Raw genomic sequence first — 24,155 nt, forward strand, 5'->3', positions numbered from 1 at the left:
AATCATGCGAATGAATCGAATAATCGGTATATTGGTGTTGCTCACGCTTGCAGGAACCGTGTTTGCCCAACCGGTCAACCGGCTGCAACGACCTGAACGCAAAGTAAATCCGAATGAGCGATGGGATGATAACAAAGAACAGGAAATTATTGATTTACTGACAGAGAAAAACATCATTGATGCTGCATTTTTAAATGATCTTGAGGATAATCCGCAACAATACAAACGCTTTCTGGTTAAAAACTGGATAGAAATGCAAAAACTGCAGCGGCTCAAAGAAATTGCCCCGGAGCATTATGATCGCGGATTGGAAAAATTAAAGCTAAATGCAGAGTGCTGGCAGCTTGCCTGGAACTATCGCAACAGCTCTGATGATGCTGAAAAGCAGCAGATCCAATCAGAGCTTGAGCAAAAACTGAGTGAGCTTTTTGATCTGCGTGAACAAGACAAACGGGAACGCATCAAGAAACTGGAAGAAGAACTTGAAAAACTGAAAGAAATGGTTCAGGAACGCCGGCAAAATCGGGAGAAGATCATTGAACATCGTCTCAATGAAATGCTGGGGCAAACTGACACCCTGGGCTGGTAAGCAGCTTGCACAGGAATGCGGGGGCATTCCTGTGATTATCAATCATCAAAAGTCCATACGATACCGTATCGGATCAATGCCCGGGGCGTATCAAATCCATACACCTGCTGAAAATTCCAGCCTGCCGGATTTTCGATGACGGCAAACAGATCAACACGGCCAATGGTCGCACTGATATGTGCATACGGGATGATACGGGGAGATAACGTGACAGTGATATCAGAATATTCTGAATAAACGGGTACCGGCCCTTTGCGATAGCCGATGTACTCTCCGCCCAGACGAAGCATGAGGTTTAAATCACGCTGAAAAAAGATATTTTGATATGAAATATAAAAACGACTGTACAAATCAGGACGATTGGCCGCAATAAATGAATCAGACACGTCCTGATAAAATAGCAAGCGTGCGTGTGCGCCCCAGTGAACAGTCGGCTGATAATTGAGGGCAATGGTCATTGAACCGCACGTGTGTGCGTCAAAATTATTGTATTGAATCTTGTCATGATCGAATACGGCGACCGGAAGATGCTTTCTGTGTTGTACTGCCATGCCGGCAAGAATTTGAAAGCGGGAACGGTTGATTTGCCAATTCAGGCCGGTATGGGTTAATGTGGCTGCCTTGAGTGAATCATTACCGGTGGCGAATGGCCCCCTGCCATGGCGTTCCTCAATAGACGGGCGCAGGATGTTTTGACCGGCATAAACCGACAGGGCGGATTTCTCGCCGGTTTTGAGCCTGATCCGCAACTGAGGCAGTAGAAATGAATGTTGGCTCTGTGTTTTGACATTAAATCCAGCTTCTCCGGTCAGGTTTTTTAACCGTGCCGATACATGCAGCCATCCTCCGTATTGACTGTCCTTTATATCTTTCCATGTATCGCTTTGGAAACGATCAAATCGACCGAATAGCCCCATCCCGTATCCCAGGCGGGAGATGCTGTCCTGATAGGCGGTCTTGACGTAAAGACGGCGAACAGTATGGGATTGGTCAAGTTGAGAACGGTCACTGCCGAAATCATTTCGATCATAGAGTGTTAACTGGGCTGAAGCTCGAAAATTTCCGCTGCGCAGGAAAAGAGCGTGATCATTTCGGAAACGTTTTCGATGAGGCTCTTCAAGCGATTGCCAGCCGGGTAACGGTGACTTTAATGGAAATCGTTGATGGTCGCTGTATTGATACCAGAGATAGCTGAGCGACGCATGTTTATAGTGTTTGTCCAGTTTTGCGTTCCAGATCGTTGATCTGTAAGCCGAGTGAGGCATCACTCCGCCGAATGCCCGGGTAAGAGCACCTGCATTAAAGTCTGTTGTCGGATTGATTTGCACACCGAGTCTCACATCAAACTGATTGCGCTGATAGGTTCCCGGACGGTAGGCGATCTTTGAATGCAGCGGAATATAGGACCGGTCCTGACTGGTTATTCGCACCGTTTGTCCGGTTGAAAAATGCTGATAAAGACCCTGCTCAAGCCCCGCAGTTCCCATGCTCTCGGTCGGAATCAGGTAAACATCTGCTTTGCCATTGACCGGATCATTCAATATCAGTCCGTCATATTCCAGGGTGAATTCTCCGGGCGGTGAACAGGCCGGCGAAACCGGTGCGGGCACTCCCATACTGTGAGAATCGTAATGATAGACACCGGCAAGTGAATTGACAATATCAGCAAAGGATGAATAATCAGAGCCCTGCAGAGAATTTGAATCGGCGTAAAGCAGGGAAAATGCCGTGTCCGGTCGTACCGGCAGGACGGCGGATATTTCCTGCGTGGTTTCCGCCTGTATGGCGCGGGCTGCGCTGTAAAATTGAATGAGACTTAAAATACAAATCAGTTTTTTCACTGGATCCCTTTGTGTTGGTAACGGTGTAATCGATTTAGCAGAACGGGGACAAGAGTTGTAAATATCAGCGTATTGATCAATATATGAAACAGATAAAATACAATACCACTGGTGAAAATGGACGCGAGTTTTTGCGTGTCTCCACCCGCCACAAAAACCGCAAAACTCAGGGTCGTTAATCCGTCAAACACACAGGTGAGCAGCAGTCCGCAAAGTCCTGTTATAACATGTCTGCGGATTCTCGGACATTCGAACCAATATCGCGTTCTGATGATTCCGCCGGTAAATCCCACCAGGCTCATGGAAATAACCTGGGCCAGAAGCAGAGGAGGGGCTGAGGCGCCGTAGGGGTTGAACAGGGAAAAAATAAATTCAGCCAGAGCTCCGATCGCTGCTCCGTATGCCGGACCCATCAAAAAGCCGGATATGAAAATAGCAGCTGTGATCAATTCAATATTGGGAATGTAAATAAACGCAAATCCCACAGCGGCGCACAATGCCGTCAGCATGGCGGCATTTATAACTCTTTTATAACGCACATTAAACCTTTCGGGTCATACCAGTACAATGTCGAAACGCGGTCGGGTTGTCGGCAATTTTGTCAATCAGTTCTGTTCATTCTTATAATATACAAAATGCGAACGAGATTCGAAACACTCTTGCCGGTTCAAAAAGCTGAAATAAGTGTTGTGATAAAGTACACCATTTATTATATTTTTGCATTGATTATTGAGGAATCGATTGTGACATTTGAATCTATAAATGAAACCATTGAGGTCATTTCGTACTTTTCTACTGAACGTATGAGACCCATTCGGTTCCGGTGGCGGGATCGGGCATACCATATTTGTCGCATTCAGGCTGTCTGGAATCATCCGGCAGGAGCCAACTGTTATGTGCATTATCACGTGACAACCAGAGAATCCGGCACCTTTGAGCTGATTTATGATTCGGGTAAAATGCAATGGACGCTTGGACGGGTCTGTCTGGATGAATAGGCTCAGGCAAACACGCCATCTATTTCAGCGCCGCATTCAGAGCATTTCCCGTTGCGAACATTGTTTTCAATGATGCGAAAGCCGTATCGTTTCAGCAGCATGGCGCCGCATGAGTAGCAGTGCGTGTGTTCACCATCATCGCCGGGGATGTTTCCCGAATAGACGTATCTCAACCCTTCTCTGGAACCCATTTCCACCGCTTTTTTAATCACAGATGTTGGCGTGGCATCTCTATCGGTCATTTTGTATTGGGGATGAAAACGGCTGATATGCCAGGGTGTTTCAGGGCCCAGCTCTGTTTTAATAAATTGTGCAATACTCTGCAATGTTTGTTCGGAATCGGCATAACCTGGTACAATTAGAGTTGTGACCTCCAGCCATACGCCGAGCTGCTTCAAAAGCTTGAGGGTATTCAATACGGGTTCAAGCCGGCCCCCGATAATTTTTCGATAAAATGATTCATCCCATCCTTTGAGATCAATGTTGGCGCCTGCCAGAAAAGGGGCCAGTTGTTTCATAGGCTCGGGATTGATAAAACCGTTGGAAATGAAAACGCATTTGATTTGTTTTTCGGCCGCTTCTTTTGCAATGTCAAGGGCATACTCGAAGAAAATCGTGGGTTCTGTGTACGTAAATGCGATGGTTCGGCATTGGTTGTCATGTGCGGCGCGAACGATATCTTTTGCCTGAATGCGCTCTCCTGTGATAGTGTCACTGTATTTAACCTGACTGATATCACAATTTTGACAAAACATGCAGCGGAAATTACACCCTGCCGTGGCAATCGAAAGAGAATGGGAAGCGGGGTAGACGTGAAACAAAGGTTTTTTTTCAATGGGATCAATGTGAGTGGCAATCGCACGTTCGTAAACCAGAGAATATAGAACGCCCTCTTTATTTTGTCTGACATTGCAAATCCCTGTCTTTTGATCAGCGATCCGGCATTCATGCGGACACAGATGACATTGGACCTGCTGATTCTCGAGTTTTGAATAATACAACGCTTCTTTCATAAGGCAATCCATAGGTTTATTCTCTTAAAATAAAAAAAATCAGATAAAATGCAAAGATAAACCTGTTCTGTAAGCGATAAAAAAAAAAGGTCTCCAGGACTGGTTTCGTAAAAAAAGTTCTTGACTTTAGATGTTTTGTATATTATCTTGCTTAAGTCGAAAACGATTTCGACAATATGTCGGATTAGCCGCTTGTGATAGCGAAAAACAAGGTTGCGAGATTCGGAGTGCAGATATTTTCAATGTACCTTTTCCAAAAATGAGTCCGGTATGAACAATTTTTTGCAGGAAAACTCTCAAAATACAGAGTCCAGTATATCTAAAAATCCTAGGCGTTCTGTGTTAAAAGATGCCGGACCGGTGCTTGTAGATGGAACCCGGAAATCTCGAAAAAGCAGTGAAAATATCGGTGTTATTTTCTGTCACAAAGATTTACCCCTTTCAAATAATCCGTTTTATTCAAGAGTACTCGAAGGCATAGAAGCTGCTCTGGTGATGAATAATTATAACCTCGTTCTTCACTTGCTCCCTCAGAATGAAAATATTACCCTGCCCAAGATGATTCGCGATGAATTGGTGGATGGCCTTATGCTGGTCGGCGTGGTCAGCGAATCTTTTGTGGAGCGTATTTCCAAGCTGAATCTGCCTGCGGTATTGGTAGATCCCCGATACAGGCAGTCCTTTTTCCCCCAAATTCTTATCGATAATGAACGCGGTGCCTTTTTAGCAAGCACTCATTTGATCCGGAAAGGGCATAGACGAATCGGGTTTATCAGCGCCGACCTGGATCGTTTGAGTTTTCAAACGCGATTTAAAGGGTATCGAAAAGCTCTGGAATATCGCGAAATCGAGTTTGATAAAGCCCTGGTTGTCAATGGGGGATTGGAGGAAGGGTATGAACATGTCACGCGGCTTTTATCGCTTTCGAATCCTCCCACTGCCATTTTTTCCGCCAATGACATCAATGCAATTTACGGTTATAAAGCCGTTTTGGATAAAGGACTCAAAATTCCGGACGATATCAGTTTTATAGGCTTTGATGATATCGGTCTGGCTAAAATATCGTCTCCTCCGCTTACCACAATTCGGGTGTACAAAGAAGAGATGGGTTCGATCGCGGTCAGGCGTCTTCTTTCTGTCCTGCAACAGACAGAATCAGAGCCGAGTACCTCACTTGTTCCTGTGCGTCTTGTGGAGAGAGATTCCGTTATGGACATTAGCAAAAGGAGGTGAAACTCACAATTTATCGTTTTCATTAATGGTTGTATTATCAATTTTATCAAAAGGAGGTTTGGAAATGAGACATGTTTTATGGTTTGCCTTGATGATCTGTGTGGGATTGTTTTCAACAGCTCAGGCACAGGTGATTGCTGATTTTGAGGCGGGTACAGACGGTGGGTTTTCCATCGGCTGGGGCGAAGCCTTGACCAGCATCGGCTATGCAGATGATCCGTCTGGAGAGTCTGTGGGTGTTCTGGAGCTCAATTTTGACGGCGCCGCTGGTGACAAAGGAGCCTTTGCGAAAGCCGATATAGAGTCGAATGGCGCCTATAGTTTGATGATGTGGCTCTGGCTGCCTTCGGACGCACCGGATTCTCTGCTTTTCAAAGCATGGGCGCAGGATCAAAACAGCTGGGGATGGAATGAACAGGTGTATTATGCCGGTGATATTGCCAAAGAAACCTGGTATCCCATAACCTTTGATCTTGAAGCCAAATATGTAGCTGACCCGGCTAATCTCAATCATCATGACTACAAGATAAAAGCCGGTATAGAGGTCGCAGGTTATTCATTGAGCGGTGCGGAAGCCGATTGGGCGGGCACTCTGTATATGGACAATGTTTCCTTAATAGGTGTCGAACCGGATTTTTACGCTCAATTCGATGATGGTACAACAAGTGGTTTCGCTGACAATGGCTGGGGAACCGGATTCACCGATGTATCGAATCAGGCTGATCCCAGTGGCGAGTCAGACGGTGTGCTTGCATTGACCTTTGACGGCTCTGCCGGGCAAAAAGGCGATGTAGAAGGAAGCGGCCTGCCGGATCCGGCGTCCTATGATATGATGGTTTATCATATTTGGCTGCCGGAGGGTACTCCTGATGAACTGGGAATTAAAACCTGGGCACAGGATAACAACACCTGGACCTGGAAAGAAAAGCTTTACAGAGCTAATGCTATTCCCAAGCAAGTCTGGTATCCGATCTTTTTCAATCTGGAAGCGGCACGCGCTATGAATCCGGCGGAATTTGATCACTATCAGTATACCTTTGGAAGAGCCGGGCTGGAAGTGCATACCTTTGATGTAACCGGTGCGGACACCGCCTGGACCGGCACGATTTATATCGATAATGCTGGAATGCTCGGAATGGACATTGGTTCCAAATGGGTACTGGCTGATTTTGAGAGTCCTGCTGCGGAATTGCAGGGATTCAAAGCCATGAACTGGGGGAATGCCCTCACGGATTTGTCGCGCATGGATGATCCGACCGGCGAGAGTGACGGTGTGATGAAAGCCGACTGGGATTTCAGTCTGGGACAAAAAGAAGCCATCGGCATGAGTAACGTCAGTTTTGGTTGGACCGAGACGGATACCGGCGCCACCGCAATGACGCTGGATGTTTATATCCCCGAAAGTATGCCGCTCGGCGCTCAGGTCTCGATATTTGGGACAAATGTCGACTGGAGTGAAGCCAAATATATGGTCAGTGATTCGACTTTGACGCCTGGCGGCTGGTATACGATGACGTATGATATCGTTGATTTCGAAGAACAGGGGAAGATTGACCCTAAAGCCGCGATTACTATCGGTACCCAGGTTTATTATGCAGATGCCAGTCATGAATGGACCGGTTCTGTTTATTTTGATAACCTGACTCTTTTAGGTATTGAAAAACCCGAAGGTGAGGTTGCATCGCCGACTGTTACAGCCTCGGTTGATACGTCAAATGAATCCATGCCGCCCTACCAGACCGTTGAGATCAATTGGGTAGATAACGATCTCGGCACAGAAAGCTATAATGTTTACATGAGTCAATCTCCTGTCAACAGTCTGGACGCGGAAGGTGTGATTCAACTGACCAATGACATTCCGCATGGAGAAGAATACTGGCAGCATCGACCCTTTACCTCGGACGGCGGCGAAGCCACATACTATTATGCTGTAACAGCCAATGATCCCGAAGGCGGTGAAACCGAACTGACGGAATCATGCAAGGTTGGTCCGGTGACGGTAACCCATACCAGCGCTACAGCCAAAGCCAGGTATGTTGCTGATTTTGCTTCTTCTTTTTCGCTTGATGGTTTGGCAACAGAGTTTGAGCCTTACAACGAATATCAACTTGTTCCTGAGAACGCCGGTGGCGATTCATCTCAAGTCGCGGGATGGGACCACGAGTCCACTGATCTGATGTGGCACACCACCTTTGTGGTGGATGACGACTATCTCTACATTTCCGCGAATGTCACAGATGATGATCTGAACGCGGAAGGCAACGAGCCGTTGTACGAAGGAACTCAACCCTGGATGGGCGATGCGCTTGAATTCTATATCGGTTACTATGACGTGACCACACTTGATGATTATCACGGGTACAATACGGTTGATGCGGAAGGAACCGGCGACTGGCGCATTGCTTTCACCGCATGGGGCACCTCCGGTACGGCTACGTCTATTGACCAGTCCTTCCCCGGTGTGGAAACCACGGTATTTCAAAAGTTCACGGGTGACGGCTATATCATTGAAACCCGCATTTTTCTCGATTCTCTGGCTCTGAATCATGAGCTGATTATCAAAGACGGTACAAAAATGCCCATGCAGATCAATTGTAACGATCTGGATCCGGCTGAAGGTGATGAAGGTCGTACGCTGCAGGCAAACTGGGGCGGCAGCAGCGGCCATGAGGGCTGGAAGCGTCCCGGCGCCTGGGGATTTCTTGAGGTGATCGGAGGCCCGGCTGCCGTGAATGATGCCAATTCGGCTCCAAATGAATTTTCTCTACATCAGAACTACCCGAATCCGTTCAACCCGGTAACCACACTCACTTATGATGTGGCAAAAGCCACAGATGTTACGATTGTGGTGTATGATGTGCTGGGCAAAAAAGTGAAAACCCTGGTGCAGGCCAAACAGGCTGCCGGAACCCATAGCGTCAATTGGGACGGAACCAATGACGCCGGTCTCCGGGTATCCAGCGGTGTTTATTTCTATCAGATGAAAACAACGGATTATACAAAAACTCAAAAAATGATGCTGCTTAAATAAGCTGATCACAGTGGTAAGGGCATACAATGCCCTTGCCACTTTTTTTCTCCTGAACCTGATTATGGATTTTATTTAACCGTTGATGGACTGTTAAATAAAATCCATAATATTAAACGTTTTGTCAGAGGTACAATATATGGTTGAAAAAAGATGTAAACCAATGATCAGGTGGATTTTTCTGATTCTCCTGTTTTCCGTATCTGCGGCTTTTGCCGCGACCACCGGGAAAATTGCAGGACGAGTGCTAGACGCTGAAACCGGCGAGCCGCTCGTTGGTGCGAATATTGTAATTCAGAATACAAATAGGGGGGCGGCAGCGGATGCAGAGGGTGAATTCTATATCATTAATGTTCCACCCGGAAGTTACTCAGTTGTTGCCCGGATGATCGGCTATACACCGCAGCGTGTTGAAGAGGTCCGGGTCAGTGTTGACCTGACATCCAAAGTCAATTTTGAATTGCGCGAAACGGTACTGGAAGCCGGTGAGGAAGTGGTTGTGACGGCTCATCGGGAAATTCAGAAAGATCTAACTTCATCCGAAGTTTCCATCAGTTCTGAAACCATCGAAGATTTACCGGTTCGCAGTGTTTCCGAGATGCTGTCCCTGCAGGCCGGTATTACCCGGGATGCGTCCGGGAGCCTGCATATTCGCGGCGGCCGAACGAACGAAATTACCTATATGGTGGACGGGGTCCAGGTTTTGAATCCGTTGAACCGCAGTTCCGGTATCAGTATCGATGATCAGGCTATTGAAGAGTTAAAAGCGATTACCGGAACTTTTAATGCGGAATACGGTCAAGCCTTGTCCGGGGTGGTCAATATCGTGACCAAAAAAGCCACCGACAAATTTACATTCAATCTGACTGGATATCTTGGTGATTATTTCAGTTTTGATAATGATGTATATCACGTGAATAAAAATGAAGACTGGGTGCATGCAGCAGCCCGCGCTTTAAACCGGCGTAATGACAGACTGGATTATGACCTGTTTCAGTATTTTGATGAACAAGAAGGCTTTGATTCAGAAATTTTCCAGGAAAAACCCTGGCTGCAGAAAGAAGGGTATCTGGACACTTTTAATCCATTAAAATCTCAGGATCTGCAGGTTAATATGTCCGGTCCGGTGCCGTTTACGAATAAACGATTGTCATTTTTCGTGTCCGGGCGGTACAATTATTCTCCGGGTTATCAGCATGGTATGCAGTATTTTATGCCTGGGGATTTCAAAGTCCGGTTTCCGATACAACCCACGAGTTTGCATCTCCGGATAACGAACTCAAGGTGCTCGACTGGTATCGCGGGATTTCCACACAATCCAAACTCTATATCGATCTTACAGAAGATCTGGATTTAAGTTACGGCTTTTATTTCAATAATGATCACAGCTATGGTGTCAGCGGAGCGACGACTTTTAAATATGTCCCGGATGCCGGACGTCATTATTACACCAATCGATATACTCATATCTTGTCCGCCACCTATGTGTTCAGCAGGAGCACGTTTCTCGATCTGAAAGGCAGTTACTATAAAAACGATCACGAAAACTATGCCTATCAAAATCCGTATGACTATCGCTATATGCCGACTCAGCCCGGCGATTTTGAGCAGTACGTATTTGCTCCGGGCCCGGATGATAATATCTCAATCTCCTCCAAGCCGAAAATGACTTTGCCTATTGGGGCAACGATGCCAACCGCACTCATACGAATACGAGCTATTACTCGGTTAATCTGGACTTGACCAGTCAGGTTACCAAACGTCACCTGGTCAAGATGGGTGTGTCCGGCCGAATGCACGAGATCGAAAACGATTATTACGAACTGCAGTTTTCGCAGGCGGATTATCGTCCGATCGTGCCCCCGTCAAGTTCACCGTTTCATACCTATTATTCGGCAAAACCGCAGGAATTCGCTGCTTTTATTCAGGACAAGATTGAATTCCAGGAGCTGGTCATTAACCTGGGGCTGAGGTATGATTATTTTTACTCTGATGGTCGGCTGCTGAGCGACCCCATCGATCCCCAGGTGTATTCTCCGTTTAAATACGATCATATTTACAAGAATTACACCGCAGCCACTCCGGATAGCGAGTTGGTCAGATACTCGGCTAAAGAGCGCAAGGAGTTCTGGTATAACGAGCCGGAACCCAAGTCTCAACTCAGTCCGCGGTTCGGCCTTTCCTTTCCCATTTCTGATCAGGGGGTCATCCACTTTTCCTACGGTCATTTTTTCCAGAATCCGGAGTTTCAATATCTGTATGCCAATCCGAATTTCTGGATTACCGGTGCCGGAGCGGAAAATCTGGTGGGCAATTCTGATTTAAAGGCCGAACGCACGGTCATGTATGAGATTGGACTGCAACAGCAGCTTTCCAACGCCTGGTACCTTCACATCACAGGGTTTTACCGGGATATCCGTGATTGGATTGGTACGGGCTTTCCCCAGGATACCTATCGGGGTTTGACCTATTTCAGCTATGTGAACAAAGACCATGCGCGCGCCAAGGGGGTGACGGTTTCATCGCAAATGGATTTTTCACCATTGCGTGTAAATTTCGATTATACGTATATGATGGCACGCGGCACATCGTCGAATCCGCGCGATGCGTACAATGATCTGCAGAACGACAGAGCCCCGCGCGTCCAGCTGATCAATCTGAACTGGGACCAGCGCCACTCTCTCGGTGTGGTTACCAATTATGCGCAGAATGGGTGGTCGGCTACGTTGACCAGTTCAATGAACTCCGGGTTGCCCTATACGCCTTCTTTTATTCGCGGTGAAGCGACGGGCTCCAGCGCTTATATCGGTTTACGTGAAAACAGTGAACGCAAGCCCTTTACATATAATTTTGATCTGCGGGTTTCAAAGATGTTAAATATCGGAGCCTATGCTATGCAGTTCTACCTGGATGTGACCAATCTGCTGGATACCCGTAACGTTCTCTATGTGTATTCTGATACAGGGCAGGCGGATTACACGCTGGAGAGCTATCAGCAGGAAGGCAGATACATTGAAATCTCTGACATTAAAGAGTATTATACACGTCCGGGGATGTATTCGTCACCTCGGTATATCAGTTTGGGTTTGCGGTTAAGCTATTAAGAAAAATGAGGTTTGATTATGAATTTAACAGCGATCAGAAATAAGCTAAAAACAGCAGGCCGATGTGGACTGTTGACAGGATTATTATTCCTTTTGGCCGCTGTCCCTCAATCGCTGCAGGCCCAGACAGTCAGCGGTGTGGGAACAACGGCCGCCAGTTTTCTCAAAATCGGCGTGGGAGCTCGCGCTCTGGGAATGGGAGAGGCGTATACCACGCAGGCCACGGATGTGACAGCCCTGTACTGGAATCCGGGCGCCCTGGACCGTATCGACAATATCCAGATGGTGTTCAACCATTTTGATTATCTGGCAGATATCTATTTTGAATATTTTGGCGCTGCGGTGCCGATTCAAAATCTGGGAACGTTCGGCATATCTTTTTCATATTTGGGAATGCCGGATATGGAGCGAACAACGGTCATGTCACCGGACGGGAATGGTGAAATGGTCTCTGCACATTCCTACGCCGTAAATGTTGGATTTGCCCGCGCTCTCACAGACCGATTTGCAATCGGTGGAAATGTAAAATATGTGGGCGAGAGCATCTGGCATGCTCAGGCTACCGGATTTGCGTTCGATGTCGGGCTGCTGTATCGTGCGCTTTTTAGAAACGTAAAGATCGGTATGTCGATTACCAATTTCGGTACGGATATGAGCATGCAGGGACGCGATATGCTGATTCAGCATGATATCTCTGAACAATATGCAGGAAACAATGAAAATATTAACGCCTATCTGGACACTGACGGGTTTCCGATGCCGGTTCTGTTCCGGGTCGGTTTATCCGCAAATATCGGACGTGATTTTTTCAATCTTGAGAAATACGACTGGATCGTTGCCGTGGATGCGGTTCATCCCAATGACAATCGGGAGTATCTGAATGTCGGTACCGAAATCGATGTGTGGAATGCTTTGGCTCTGCGCACCGGATATCGGCAACTTTTCCTTAAAGACCGGGAGGGCGGCTTTACATTCGGATTTGGGGTCCGGTTTAATATTCTAAATACGGTTCTGAATCTCGATTATGCAAATGTGGATTACGGTCGTTTGGATCATCACAATAAATTTTCATTGTTATTTTCATTTTAATGTTGAACAGAGGATTGGTTATGAATTATAAATTATTGACAGTGTTGATTCTACTTGCCGGTTTTAGTGCGGCCTCTGCCGAAGAAATCGGGCACGGAGACGCAATCAACCGCGCCGAAAATGTGCACGCCGGCAATCTGGTGCGTGTCACATTTTACAATCACGGTATGATGGGGGGGATCAAAGGTGACCAGAGCACAGTGTACGGCGGTGAATGGCCCATCGGTACCGGTATGGTACAAATGGGTAATACATCGTTCTATGTGATGAGTAATGTGCGGGTGTTCGCCGGCCTGGATTCTGCCACCGGTGATTCAACTTTTGAATATGTAACACCGGTGATTTTTTGTCAGGGTTGGGATCCCAATATGTTTTCTCATGATTCATTGGGCACATTTTTGGGGTTTGAACCTTTGCCCGGTTACCTGAATATTACACAGAAAGAAAAAGATCCGTCGCATGCGGTTGCCATGAGTCACATGCCGTTTACCTGGCCGCCGTTCTGGCCGGACAAGCAGGAAGACTCGAACGATCCGGGATGGAGTGGCAGCTGGAATGGATATTTCGGCAAAGATCAGCTGAATGCCGATGAAGAAAGCTATTTTATCCTGGATGACTACCAGTACAAAAAACTGGTGCGCGGCTACCAACTTCCCGAACCGGTTCCTTCGGAACCGGACCGCGGCGGTCTGGGACTGCGTCTGGCTGCGCGCGGACTGCAGTGGTCGAATCCGGATGCTGAGGATTGTATATTCTGGCTGTATGAAATCCGTAATTTTGGTGAACTGAGTCTGGATCAAACCGTATTCGGGGCCAATGTCGGCGCTTCCAGCGGCGGATTAATCGGTGAGAATTCTGATTACGATGATGACGCGGCAAAGTATTACCGTGAAAGAGCGTTGGCCGTGAATTACGATTCCGATAATACCGGAACCCGTGGATACACGCCCGTACCCTGGGTGGGATTCGCATTTCTGGAGAGTCCCGGCAATGCGTTTGACGGCATCGATAATGACGGCGATGCTATAGGCTATGGCGGCGGTCAGATGATCACTCAGGATATGTTTACAAAATTCTATGATGTTGGAGATGAAATTGTCCTTATTGATTATGATAGTGAACATTATGAGCGCACAGTCAGCACCATGCCTGCTGAGGGCTTGACTTTTACGCTCAGGGACAGCGTTTTCAGACGCAGCCCCAACGCTCCCTTGACGGAACAGCCGAGAAACGGTTTTGATGATAATCTGAATGGTTTTATTGATGAGAGCGACGGCGCCATGACTCAGGACTCGGTTGAATATTTTCTATACATTCGGCATCCCCTGTATAACGATCAGGATTATCTGGCTAAAAATTATATTACCGGAGAGGGGCTGAATAATCCCATGATTGATGAACGCCGTGATGACGGGATTGATAATGATAACGATTGGGATTCTGAATTTGATGATGTGGGACTGGATGGTAAACCGGGTACCGGGGATCAGGGTGAGGGAGACGGCATGCCTACACCGGGAGCCGGAGACTTGCCGGGTGAACCCAATATAGATCAGGTGGATGTCGATGAAAGTGATCAGATCGGTCTGACCAGTTTCAAGTTTTATGAATATGGAGATATCACCTACAGCAATGATCCGCAAATGTGGGATATGTCACGACCCGGTTATTTCGATACAGAGTCCAGAACCCGAGCAGATTATGATTATGTCTTTTCCTCCGGTTATTTTCCTTTGAATCCGTCTCAGAAGGAATTCTTTTCCGTCGCCATGTTGTACGGATGGGATGAGGAAGATATTTTAAGAAACAAAGTAACCGTACAGAAAATATATGATTCAAATTATAATTTTGCACTGGCGCCGTTCAAACCGCAGGTGCGCGCTGTTCCCGGTAATAATAAAGTGACCCTGTACTGGGACCGGCACGCAGAAGAAAGCTTTGACCGTTTTCTCAAGGCTTATGATTTTGAAGGATACAAAATCTATCGGGCGACTCATCATACCTTTGAAGATGCCGGCAGCATTACCGATGGACTCGGATATGAACGGTTTAAAGAGCCTTTGGAAATTTATGATAAAAATTGATAGTGTCTATGGCTTTTTCCCGGAAAGTTTTGGCACCGGTGTTCAGTTTAATCTCGGTAACGAAACCGGACTGGTTCATACCTATGTTGATTCACCTCTTGTCAATGGAATGCGTTATTATTACGCGGTAACCGCATATGACAAGGGAGATCTTGAAAATAATATCGGTCCCACCGAAACAACAATATTTGTAAATGTGGATCAGGCCGGGAATATTCAGCTTGGAGAAAACGTCGTGGCGGTAACACCGAGCGCCCCGGCTCTCGGTTATGACGGTCCCGATTTTGATAAAGAACCGCATATGATGGGAAGCGGTGTGTCACATGGCTGGGTTGGCGTCGATTTTCTGGACCCCGATTCGCTGGTTGATGGTGATGAATATGAAATTCAGTTTTTGGATCAATCCATGGATTTCCGGGATAATGATTTTGACACATTGGTCGATATGGATGATCCCAGCGAGTTGATTCCCAATCAAACCACCGGTTTTGTGCTTCGGAATTTGACCCGGTCCGTGCTGTTTGATACAGTCTGGTTTAAAAATTATCGATCGCTTAACGGGGAAACTATATTGCTGAGCAATCTGTTTGATGATCGGGACGGTGATCCGAGAACCGCCTCAACCATTGTAAACAGCTTGAAAATAACAGCCAGGGTACCGGAAGCCGGTCGGGTGCATATGCCTGAACGAAATATTTACAACGGTACGCAATGGAGCCGGAACATTGATCCGGATACCACCTATAAGCTGCTGTTCGGCCGGTTTAACCTGGGCGGATTTGTTCAGGGAACGGCCTATCCGCGGCAATATGAAATCGTCTTTTTTGATGAATTGGTCACCACTACAAAGCAAATCGGTATTCCTCTGGCCTCTACCGGAACACTCTATCCACTGCCGTCGGCTGAGGTGAATTACAAGGTGTATGATAAACAGAGCGGGGAAGAGGTCACATTCGGTGTTGTGGATGCGACCGTGGACAAGGATCTGGTAAATCCCGGATTTTTCTCGGCCAAAGACCGCCTTATCTTTGTTGAAAAACTGCCCAATGACTCGACACTCATCACTTTTAGTCTGCTTAATAATTCGGTTGAAGATACAACATTCATCAACCACTATGGGCGTACACTGGGCGCCGGGGATACACTGAGTCTGTATCCGGATTTCCCGTTTACGTCCGAGACCAAATTCCGCTTCAAGGTTAAAGGCCAAAAGATTGATCAGGAAGAGGCCAAAAACAGTCTCAACCGTATCAAAGTGGTTCCCAATCCTTATGTGGTTACTGCTGTTTGGGAACCTCAGAATCCGTATACATCCGGACGCGGGCCGCGCAAGGTAGAGTTTATTCATTTGCCGCAAGAGTGCACCATCCGGATTTATTCCCTGGACGGTTCTTTGATCAAAACGATCGAACACAACAGCAGCATGACCGACGGCTCCGAAGAATGGGATCTGATGACCAAGGATAATATGGATCTCGCTTACGGTGTTTATGTTTATCATGTGGACGCCCCGGGAATCGGGGAACACGTCGGACGCATGCTCGTGATTAAATAACGATCTCCCTGAAGAGTCTCGCCGCTGTCCTGAGGCAGCGGCAAGATTCTGGAGATTTTGATTTTTATTTAGCAACTGAATAATGTATATTATGATGTATAGACTCAAAATAACCGTATTATTATTGACGGTTCTTTTTTTTATGAGCGCCTGCAGCAAGCAGGATAAAACGCCGGTCGCAGTCTTTGCTGATGAAGAGATCACGCTTGAAGAATTCAGGCTGGCTTATCTGAAACTGCTAAAAACACCGGATACGTTTGACAGCGAATCCCTGCGCGAATCCTTTCTGCAGGAATTGATAAACCGTCGTCTTATTGCAAGAGTTGCAGCTGAAACCGGAATGATGGATGAATATCTTGAATACCGGCGCTGATGCCTATCGTGACAAAAAGTGCCGGGATGCTCATTATCAGGCTGTCATACAGCCGAAAATTGATATCAGTGAAACAGAGGTCAGAAGGGTATATCAGTATATGCAGGAATCGCGCCATGTTCGGCATCTGTTCGCTGATACAAAAGAAAAAGCGGATTCATTGCGCTCCCTGCTTGCATCCGGTGTGCCGTTTGATAGCCTGGCCCGGATGATCTATCAGGATGCTGAACTGCGTGAAAATGGCGGGGACCTGGGATGGATCAAATGGGATGAACTGGATTACCCCCTGGCAATGACGGCGTTTTAACTGGCGCCGGGAACGGTTTCTAAACCGGTGCAGTCGCGGCATGGTTATCATATCGTTCAGGTTCTGGATTATAAAACTGTTCCCATCGTTACGGAACAGGCGTTTGCAAGCCGTGCAAAAAAGATCAGATACCTTGCCGAATACAAATTGGGTGATTATATTGCTGCCAATGTCATAGACAGTATGATGCAGAACGTGGACATTAAGGTATATCCAAAGACCATGCAGCAGGTCGGCACCCGTCTTGGAGAACATTTTACCCGCCAACCGTCAAAGTATGACGCGATGTATGAACGGCAGCTCTCGGAAGCAGAGTATCATCAAATATCCAATTCTCTCTGGGATAATAGGAACAAACCATTGGCCATGATCAATGGTGAGGAGTTGACGATTGGAGAATTTGTGGCCGCTCTCGAATATGTTCCTTATGATCTCCTGTTTAAAGGCTTTAAACAGGCGCTTGATGTGGTGTGCCGCGATGTTTTGCTCACCCGCGAGGCCGAACAACTCGAACTTTATAACAAAGATGATGTCAAAACACAGACGACACTTTACAGAGAATATCTCCTGCAATTAAAATTGAAACGACAACTTGTAAGTCAGGTTAACGTCACAGAGTCAGAAATCCGCAAAGAGTTTAACGCTGTCAAAGCGCAGCATCCCAACGTCACTTTCGAGTCGACGGCAGATGTTTTGCACGAAAAAATTCTACGCCGTAAGAAACAAAATGCTGTCCCTGTTTTTCTGGACTCTTTACAAAAAGATATAACGATAGAAACATTCCCGGACAGAATACATCATTATTATGAATCCGTTTATCGTCCGCAGGAATCCGAAGCAAACTATGAATTAAAAAATTAATGGGAGTGATACGTGAAGTTTATATCAGGTTTATTTCTTTGCCTTATAGTCAGTGTTGCGCTGCTGTTTGCCGCTTCAAATGATTCCGAGTTTGATCATTTTGTGACGGCAGAAGGAGATCAATTGTACGAAGGTGAGAATGTATTGCGTTTTGTGTCTTTTAATGTCCCCAATTTGCTTTGTATAGAAGATAATATGCAGTTCAAGAGCACAAATTTTTGGCGGCTTCCCAATGCGTTTGAAATTCAAGATGCTTTGAATTCTGTAAAACAAATGGGCGGTCAGGTGGTACGGACCTATACGATTACCGTCCGAAGACCCGACAAAGATCCGGAAATTCCGCGTCATGTGGAAGGTCCGGGAGAATTCAATGAAGAGGCGTTTCAGGCGCTGGATCAGGTGCTGGCGCTGGCCAATGAGATCGGTATTCGCGTCATTATTCCATTCGTCGACAATTGGAGCTGGATGGGAGGCAAAGCAGAGTATGCGGCTTTTCGCGGAAAACAGCCGCAAGACTTTTGGACCGATCCGCAGATAAAACAGGATTTTAAAGAGACCATTCGATTTATGGTCAATCGAAAAAACACCCTGACCGGTATTCGCTATAAAAACGACAAGGCCATTCTTGCCTGGGAAACCGGTAATGAACTCGGCGGTTGTCCCGATGCATGGACGAGTGAAATGGCTGCATACATCAAATCGCAGGATTCCAATCACCTGGTGGTGGAATGGACATCAGAGCAGCCGGTTGCGGCAGGCATCCATTGACAATCCGCATATCGATATTGTGACATCGCATCACTATGAAAATCATCCCATGCGTATGCAAGAGCATATCCTCGAAAATGCTGAAAGGGCTCAGGGTAAAAAACCTTATTTGATCGGCGAGTTCGGATGGTTGATGCCCCCTGCCCTGGATCGTCTGCTCAATAAAGTCAAAGATCACCCCGGCGTCTGCGGTGCGCTCTATTGGAGCCTGAGATTTCATAACCGGGATGGTGGATTTTATCGACATTCCGAACCGGCGATTGGAGGTCTGTTCAAGTCTTATCATTTTCCGGGTTTTCCCTCGGGTGCGGCGAATGCCGAACAGGGAATTCTCGAGGTCATGCGCAGCCGGGCATTTGCTTTTCAGGAGAGTCGGCAAGCCCCGATGCTTAACTGTTCCCGCTGCACCTGTCATGCTGCCGGCGGCAGGTCCAGGTCACCTCAGCTGGCAGGGTTCGGTTGGAGCCCGTGCTTATAAACTTGAACGTTCATTACATGGAAAAAACGAATGGGTAACGATTGCGCATCGGGTCTCAGATGCAAAAGTGGCGTACTTTTCCTTGTACAATGATACCACGTTTGAAACCGGACTGGCTTATGATTACCGGGCGCGGGCCGTGAACGAGTCCGGAGTCTCGGAACCGTCAAAACCTGTTGGACCTGTTTCAGCCGACTCTAAAACAATGGTCGATGAACTTTTGTCCTTTGGAAACACCTATTTCCATAAAGGGGATTTTACCTTTGAATCTAAACAGGCCAGACAAACAAAGGAAGATTTGAATCGTCTAACAGGAAAACCGGGCAGCGAACTGGTTTATTATGTGCCGGGTTTTATACGCAGGCTGCGGGCTCAACGTTACTAAGATGGAACCCCAAGTTTTAACTGCTTCTGTCTGAAAACTTAGCGGAATCCAAAACATCAACCTAGTGATGAATCGTTTACAAAATCCATGAGCAATATAATTATCTGCCTCCGATTCTCTCTACCTATCACAATAATCAGCAAAAATACCGGTTTATAAAAATTATTTTCAACCATGACGCTCAGATCGGGAGGCTTGAAATTGACTATTTCGAATAATGAATTGCATCGTTTTGGCGAGTCTGTTAAAACAGAATTGTGGAACAATATTGTACCGTTTTGGAATACACATTGTTTGAACGATGCAAAGCAAATCAATGGCTGCATCAGCAATGATTTAAGCATAATCAAGAATGCGAATGTATCACTGATTCTAACCACTCGCTTACTATGGACGTTTTCAACGTTGTATCGCGCAAGCGGACAATCGGCATTGCTGAACCGGGCCCGGGATATTTACCGGATATTAATGGATACTTTTTACGACAAGCAACTCGGCGGATTCTATTGGACGCTTGATCACCGGGACAACCCTCGTCAATAGTAATAAAAATTCAACGACAGGCCTTTACCACTACGGACTCATGGTATCTTCTCACCACATCCGGCGAGCAACAGGCGCTTGAGCATGCCAAAGACCTGTATACATTAATCGAAAAATACAGTTTTGATCAGGCGAATGCTGGATATTATGAGGCGGCAAACCGGGACTGTTCTTGCTTGCAACTATCCCAGACTCAGGACATTGATATGAATGAAAAGAAATCCATGAATACGCATCTGCATATCTTCATCAGGCTTATACTCATTTATACCGGGCCTGGCCGCATGAACTGAGAGAGCAATTGATACGTCTGCTCGATACGTTTCTTGAGCATATCATTGATCCGGAAACCGCTCATTTTAAATTGTTTTTTGATGAGAAATGGAATTCAAAATCCATGAATGTATCTTTTGGACATGATATTGAAGGCAGCTGGCTTTTATGTGAAACGGTGGATGTGATTGCTGATGATGACCGGTTGAACAGAATCAGGCAATGGGCACTGCGCGTTGCCGAGGTGACCGCAGCCGAGGGCACTAGTAAAGATCATGGCATCTATTACGGATGAATGGCAAAAGCGAGATCGATACGGATTTTCATTGGTGGGTGCAGGCAGAGGCGCTGGTTGGATTTTTGAATGCATATCAGATAAACAAAGATGACATTTATTTGAGCATCGCCGATGATATTTGGGAGTTTATACGGAAACGTATTGTGGATCATAAACACGGGGAGTGGTTTTACAGAATTGACGAAAATCACAACCCCTCTGCTGATGAATACAAGGTATCCGAGTGGAAGGGCCCTTATCATAACAGCCGGGCCTGTCTCGAAATTATCAGACGAATAAATGAATGAACAGAATAATAAAAGGTGTAAAAAATGAAAGCTGATTTTAAGCAAGCCGTTAAACAGTTGTTGGATGAACATAAAGCCTTTATTGACAAAAATAATGAGGAATTGCCGACTGAAAACGGCATTTTTACTCGATTTCGAAATCCGATCGTTATAGATAAACATGCTCCGGTTGAGTGGCGCTATGATCTGAATGAGAACACCAATCCTTTTTTACTGGAACGGATGGGTGTAAACGCTGCTTTTAACGCCGGGGCTATCGAGATAGACGGCAAAATTGCATTAGCTGTTCGGGTCGAGGGCAATGACCGAAAATCGTTTTTTGCGATCGCCGAAAGCGAGTCAGGTGTTGATAAATTTCGTTTTCGAGAATTCCCGGTTGTGATGCCGGAAACCAGCGAACCGGATGTGAATGTTTACGACATGCGTTTGACCCGCCATGAAGACGGCTGGATCTATGGCGTGTTCTGCACCGAACGCAAAGACCCGAATGCGCCTCCGGGAGATTTATCTTCAGCTGTCGCACAGGCCGGAATTGCACGCACCCGCGATTTAAACGAGTGGGAACGTCTCCCTGATCTCAAAACCCCGTCTCCGCAGCAGCGTAATGTGGTGCTGCATCCGGAATTTGTCGACGGAAAATACGCCTTTTACACCCGTCCACAGGATGATTTTATCCAGGCCGGATCCGGCGGCGGAATTGGATGGGTCTGGCTGAGGATATTACAAATCCGGTCATTGAACAGGAAACCGTGATTGAAGAACGCGCCTATCATACCATCAAAGAATCCAAAAACGGGCTCGGACCGGCTCCGATCAAAACGCCGCACGGCTGGCTGCATTTGGCGCATGGTGTGCGCGGCTGCGCCGCCGGACTGCGTTATGTTGACGGTGTTCACTACCACTCAATGACCCGACCCGATTGATTTTTCAGCCCGGCGGTTATTTCCTCGCCCCCCAATATGATGAACGCGTGGGCGATGTATCGAATGTGGTCTTCAGCAACGGCTGGGTGGCCCGGGACAATGGTGAGTTGTTCATTTACTATGGTTCTTCCGATACCCGCATGCACGTGGTCCGCAGCACGGTGGACAAGCTTGTGGATTATACCATGAACACCCCGCAAGACGGCGGCCGGTCCTATGCATGCGTTCAACAGCGCATTCAGCTGATAAAAAACAATCAAAAATAGATGTGGTTCGACAATTGAAAAATCATGGCCGTAAAATCAAATTGCACTGGTTGTTCCTGATCCGGGGAATAATCTTGAGTCGTGTTTCGTTTGTTAAGGTGCATTCCCCATTGAGACGATAAAATGCCTGTAATGCTTCCGGGCCGATGATGCACCGCTTCGTATGGTGATCATGGCAGACCGGACAGGCGGTATGAGAGGCGGAGTGTTTCGTTCCGCTGTAGACAACGTCAATCGACTTCAACCGGATATTGTCCTTTCCGTTGGGGATCTGGTCGACGGTTATACAACGGATTCTACCTATTTACATGAACAATGGTCGGAATTTAACGATATCATACAAAAGTTAACTTTACCGTTTTTTTATCTGCCCGGCAATCATGACATCAGCAATGAATGGATGCGTACGGAATGGGAACGTCGGTTTGGCCGGTCGTATTATTATTTTGTCTACAAAGATGTGCTGTTTTTGATGCTGAATACCGAACCGGATTCACGAATCGATGCCGCACAGATCAACTATTTTACCCGGATTTTAAAAAAGTATCATGATGTAACGGACTTGCTCTCATGCATCGTCCCGCACCGTCACCAGAAAGGCGGCTATGATGCGCTGGAAGAGGTTCTGGCCGGGCGGGACTATACGGTATATTCCGGTCATCACCATCACTATCTCAAAGCCGAACGTCACGGCCGGCGCCATTACGTACTCGGGACTACCGGAGGCGGTAGCGCAGGCCGCGCGGCCAACGATCGGGAGAGATTGATCACATCATGTGGGTGACCATGACTCCGGATGGACCTCAAAACGCTGTCATTACTCTGGATGGTATTTTAGGCGACAATATTGTCACGGAAAAGACCTATCCTGTGGTTACTGCACTGCGGAACGAAAACTGGTTTCGCATCAAGCCGGTGGTTCACCCCGGAGAGTATTTCAAAAAACTGAATACCTCTTTGTCGCTTATCAACAGGGCTGAACCCCCGATGCATATTACCGGCACCTTTGAGCGGTCGGATCTGGAATATGAACCCGGGTATGTGGATACCACCGTAGCGGCACAAGAACAGATCGACATCCCCATCACGTTGGCTGCGGAAAATCCGGTTTCTATCCGGGATCTGCAGGATCATCTGCCTGTGGTGCAGTTAAAGGCCGCCTATTTCGAAACATCAAAAAATCCGATCAGTTTATCCGCCTCCAGGAAGCTGCTGATAGACTGGCGGCACTCGTGCGACTTCCGGCCTGATCTGCGACCACCGAATGCCCTGTCTGGATGCGCAGTCGCCGAAAGGCGCGGTTTTTGATGCGCCAAAACACCTCAATGGATCAAGGAAGACTGGGCCCGGACCGGCGAGGAGGACAGTTGGTTCAAATTTGCTGTGATGCATGATTCCAGCCATATTTATATTGCAGCAGAGGCTGTCGATGAACAGATACTAACCGCGGATTCTATTGATCATTTACAGGATAAATTTATCATTCATTTTTCCCGCTGTGAAAATCAACCTGAGCTCTCTGCGAATCAAGCAAAGCCGCTGTATTCAATCGAAATTGCGCCCGGAAAAGAGGGTCAGATGATAATCCGTGACAAAGTGAACCTGGGCCGCAAGCATTTGCCTGCGCCTAAACAAGGGACGGAATGAGAATGGAAATCAAAATCGCTCATGTCTCAGGACCAGAATCATTCCGGCTGAATGTCGCTTATATGGACCGGGATCGTGAAACCAATACCAAGCCGGCTGTTTTATGGTGGCGTCCGCCATGGACAAGTGAATCAGCTTATGAGGCTTCCGGATGTTTTGATCGGGTTGAATAAATAGAAGTTGAGAATCTGGTTTAAAAGGAGTTGTATGGA

Annotated in this window: 25 protein-coding genes and 2 pseudogenes; 24 read left to right on the plus strand and 3 right to left on the minus strand. The window is 46.9% G+C overall.

All coding sequences use genetic code 11. The features are described 5' to 3' along the window. Positions 1-4 precede the first annotated feature (4 nt). Positions 5-589, plus strand: a complete 585-nt coding sequence (locus U5R06_03205) for a hypothetical protein (GenBank protein ID MDZ7721845.1) — start codon at positions 5-7, stop codon at positions 587-589. Between the two features lie 38 nt (positions 590-627). On the opposite strand, the gene U5R06_03210 is transcribed toward U5R06_03205, so the two are convergent. Both U5R06_03210 and U5R06_03215 read right to left on the minus strand, forming a co-directional pair. Then, positions 628-2,430: a hypothetical protein gene (locus U5R06_03210; GenBank protein MDZ7721846.1), complete on the minus strand. Its 1,803-nt coding sequence runs from the start codon at positions 2,428-2,430 to the stop codon at positions 628-630. Further along, positions 2,427-2,969: an ECF transporter S component gene (locus U5R06_03215; protein ID MDZ7721847.1), complete on the minus strand. Its 543-nt coding sequence runs from the start codon at positions 2,967-2,969 to the stop codon at positions 2,427-2,429. The genes U5R06_03210 and U5R06_03215 overlap by 4 nt, the downstream gene beginning before the upstream one ends. 204 nt (positions 2,970-3,173) lie before the next feature. On the opposite strand from U5R06_03215, the gene U5R06_03220 reads away from it, so the two are divergent. Beyond that, entirely contained in the window at positions 3,174-3,428 is a 255-nt protein-coding gene (locus U5R06_03220) for a hypothetical protein (GenBank protein MDZ7721848.1), read from the plus strand. Positions 3,429-3,430: 2 nt separating this feature from the next. Here U5R06_03220 and amrS read toward each other — a convergent pair whose 3' ends face one another. Continuing rightward, a complete protein-coding gene (gene amrS, locus U5R06_03225; GenBank protein MDZ7721849.1) occupies positions 3,431-4,441 on the minus strand; it encodes an AmmeMemoRadiSam system radical SAM enzyme in 1,011 nt (336 codons plus the stop codon). A 270-nt stretch (positions 4,442-4,711) separates the two neighbouring features. Between amrS and U5R06_03230 the strand changes: the two genes are divergently transcribed. The 22 genes and pseudogenes from U5R06_03230 (at position 4,712) to U5R06_03335 (ending at position 24,116) form a co-directional block, all read left to right on the plus strand. Further along, positions 4,712-5,674 carry a substrate-binding domain-containing protein gene (locus U5R06_03230; GenBank protein MDZ7721850.1) on the plus strand — a complete coding sequence of 321 codons (963 nt, stop codon included), beginning with the start codon at positions 4,712-4,714 and terminating at the stop codon, positions 5,672-5,674. 64 nt (positions 5,675-5,738) lie between these two features. Beyond that, a complete protein-coding gene (locus tag U5R06_03235; GenBank protein ID MDZ7721851.1) occupies positions 5,739-8,705 on the plus strand; it encodes a FlgD immunoglobulin-like domain containing protein in 2,967 nt (988 codons plus the stop codon). Between the two features lie 160 nt (positions 8,706-8,865). Further along, positions 8,866-10,059, plus strand: coding sequence for a TonB-dependent receptor (locus tag U5R06_03240; protein MDZ7721852.1), 1,194 nt, complete (start codon positions 8,866-8,868; stop codon positions 10,057-10,059). Continuing rightward, on the plus strand, positions 9,987-10,445 hold the full coding sequence (locus U5R06_03245) for a hypothetical protein (protein ID MDZ7721853.1): 459 nt from the start codon (positions 9,987-9,989) through the stop codon (positions 10,443-10,445). The genes U5R06_03240 and U5R06_03245 overlap by 73 nt, the downstream gene beginning before the upstream one ends. Further along, positions 10,427-11,806, plus strand: a pseudogene (locus U5R06_03250) (TonB-dependent receptor). The gene U5R06_03245 and the pseudogene U5R06_03250 overlap by 19 nt, the downstream one beginning before the upstream one ends. 18 nt (positions 11,807-11,824) lie before the next feature. Further along, positions 11,825-12,895: a PorV/PorQ family protein gene (locus U5R06_03255; GenBank protein MDZ7721854.1), complete on the plus strand. Its 1,071-nt coding sequence runs from the start codon at positions 11,825-11,827 to the stop codon at positions 12,893-12,895. Positions 12,896-12,915: 20 nt separating this feature from the next. Next, a complete protein-coding gene (locus U5R06_03260; protein MDZ7721855.1) occupies positions 12,916-14,979 on the plus strand; it encodes a hypothetical protein in 2,064 nt (687 codons plus the stop codon). Continuing rightward, positions 14,966-16,534: a hypothetical protein gene (locus U5R06_03265; GenBank protein MDZ7721856.1), complete on the plus strand. Its 1,569-nt coding sequence runs from the start codon at positions 14,966-14,968 to the stop codon at positions 16,532-16,534. The genes U5R06_03260 and U5R06_03265 overlap by 14 nt, the downstream gene beginning before the upstream one ends. Before the next feature lie 91 nt (positions 16,535-16,625). After that, entirely contained in the window at positions 16,626-16,907 is a 282-nt protein-coding gene (locus tag U5R06_03270; protein ID MDZ7721857.1) for a hypothetical protein, read from the plus strand. After that, positions 16,882-17,214 (plus strand): peptidylprolyl isomerase, encoded by a 333-nt coding sequence (locus U5R06_03275; protein ID MDZ7721858.1) that lies wholly within the window; start codon positions 16,882-16,884, stop codon positions 17,212-17,214. Before U5R06_03270 ends, U5R06_03275 begins: the two co-directional genes overlap by 26 nt. 27 nt (positions 17,215-17,241) lie before the next feature. After that, positions 17,242-18,075, plus strand: a complete 834-nt coding sequence (locus U5R06_03280) for a hypothetical protein (protein MDZ7721859.1) — start codon at positions 17,242-17,244, stop codon at positions 18,073-18,075. Positions 18,076-18,087: 12 nt separating this feature from the next. Beyond that, positions 18,088-18,843 (plus strand): cellulase family glycosylhydrolase, encoded by a 756-nt coding sequence (locus U5R06_03285; protein MDZ7721860.1) that lies wholly within the window; start codon positions 18,088-18,090, stop codon positions 18,841-18,843. Next, complete coding sequence (locus U5R06_03290) at positions 18,824-19,321, plus strand: hypothetical protein (GenBank protein ID MDZ7721861.1); 498 nt, start codon at positions 18,824-18,826, stop codon at positions 19,319-19,321. Before U5R06_03285 ends, U5R06_03290 begins: the two co-directional genes overlap by 20 nt. A gap of 67 nt (positions 19,322-19,388) precedes the next feature. Next, on the plus strand, positions 19,389-19,706 hold the full coding sequence (locus U5R06_03295) for a hypothetical protein (protein MDZ7721862.1): 318 nt from the start codon (positions 19,389-19,391) through the stop codon (positions 19,704-19,706). Between the two features lie 201 nt (positions 19,707-19,907). Beyond that, positions 19,908-20,249, plus strand: a complete 342-nt coding sequence (locus U5R06_03300) for a hypothetical protein (protein MDZ7721863.1) — start codon at positions 19,908-19,910, stop codon at positions 20,247-20,249. 301 nt (positions 20,250-20,550) lie between these two features. Continuing rightward, on the plus strand, positions 20,551-20,817 hold the full coding sequence (locus tag U5R06_03305; protein ID MDZ7721864.1) for a hypothetical protein: 267 nt from the start codon (positions 20,551-20,553) through the stop codon (positions 20,815-20,817). Beyond that, positions 20,814-21,107: an AGE family epimerase/isomerase gene (locus U5R06_03310; GenBank protein MDZ7721865.1), complete on the plus strand. Its 294-nt coding sequence runs from the start codon at positions 20,814-20,816 to the stop codon at positions 21,105-21,107. The genes U5R06_03305 and U5R06_03310 overlap by 4 nt, the downstream gene beginning before the upstream one ends. Positions 21,108-21,131: 24 nt before the next feature. Further along, positions 21,132-22,296 (plus strand): annotated as a pseudogene (locus U5R06_03315) (glycosidase). Positions 22,297-22,468: 172 nt separating this feature from the next. Then, positions 22,469-23,080, plus strand: coding sequence for a metallophosphoesterase (locus tag U5R06_03320; protein MDZ7721866.1), 612 nt, complete (start codon positions 22,469-22,471; stop codon positions 23,078-23,080). Continuing rightward, complete coding sequence (locus tag U5R06_03325) at positions 23,071-23,604, plus strand: hypothetical protein (protein ID MDZ7721867.1); 534 nt, start codon at positions 23,071-23,073, stop codon at positions 23,602-23,604. The genes U5R06_03320 and U5R06_03325 overlap by 10 nt, the downstream gene beginning before the upstream one ends. 75 nt (positions 23,605-23,679) lie before the next feature. Beyond that, the gene (locus tag U5R06_03330; protein MDZ7721868.1) at positions 23,680-23,943 is read left to right on the plus strand and encodes a hypothetical protein; all 264 of its coding nucleotides are present in this window, start codon (positions 23,680-23,682) and stop codon (positions 23,941-23,943) included. A gap of 2 nt (positions 23,944-23,945) precedes the next feature. Beyond that, positions 23,946-24,116: a hypothetical protein gene (locus U5R06_03335; GenBank protein MDZ7721869.1), complete on the plus strand. Its 171-nt coding sequence runs from the start codon at positions 23,946-23,948 to the stop codon at positions 24,114-24,116. The last annotated feature ends 39 nt before the right edge of the window (positions 24,117-24,155 follow it).

It is taken from the genome of candidate division KSB1 bacterium (genome assembly GCA_034521575.1).
Lineage (GTDB): Bacteria > Zhuqueibacterota > Zhuqueibacteria > Residuimicrobiales > Krinioviventaceae > JAXHMJ01.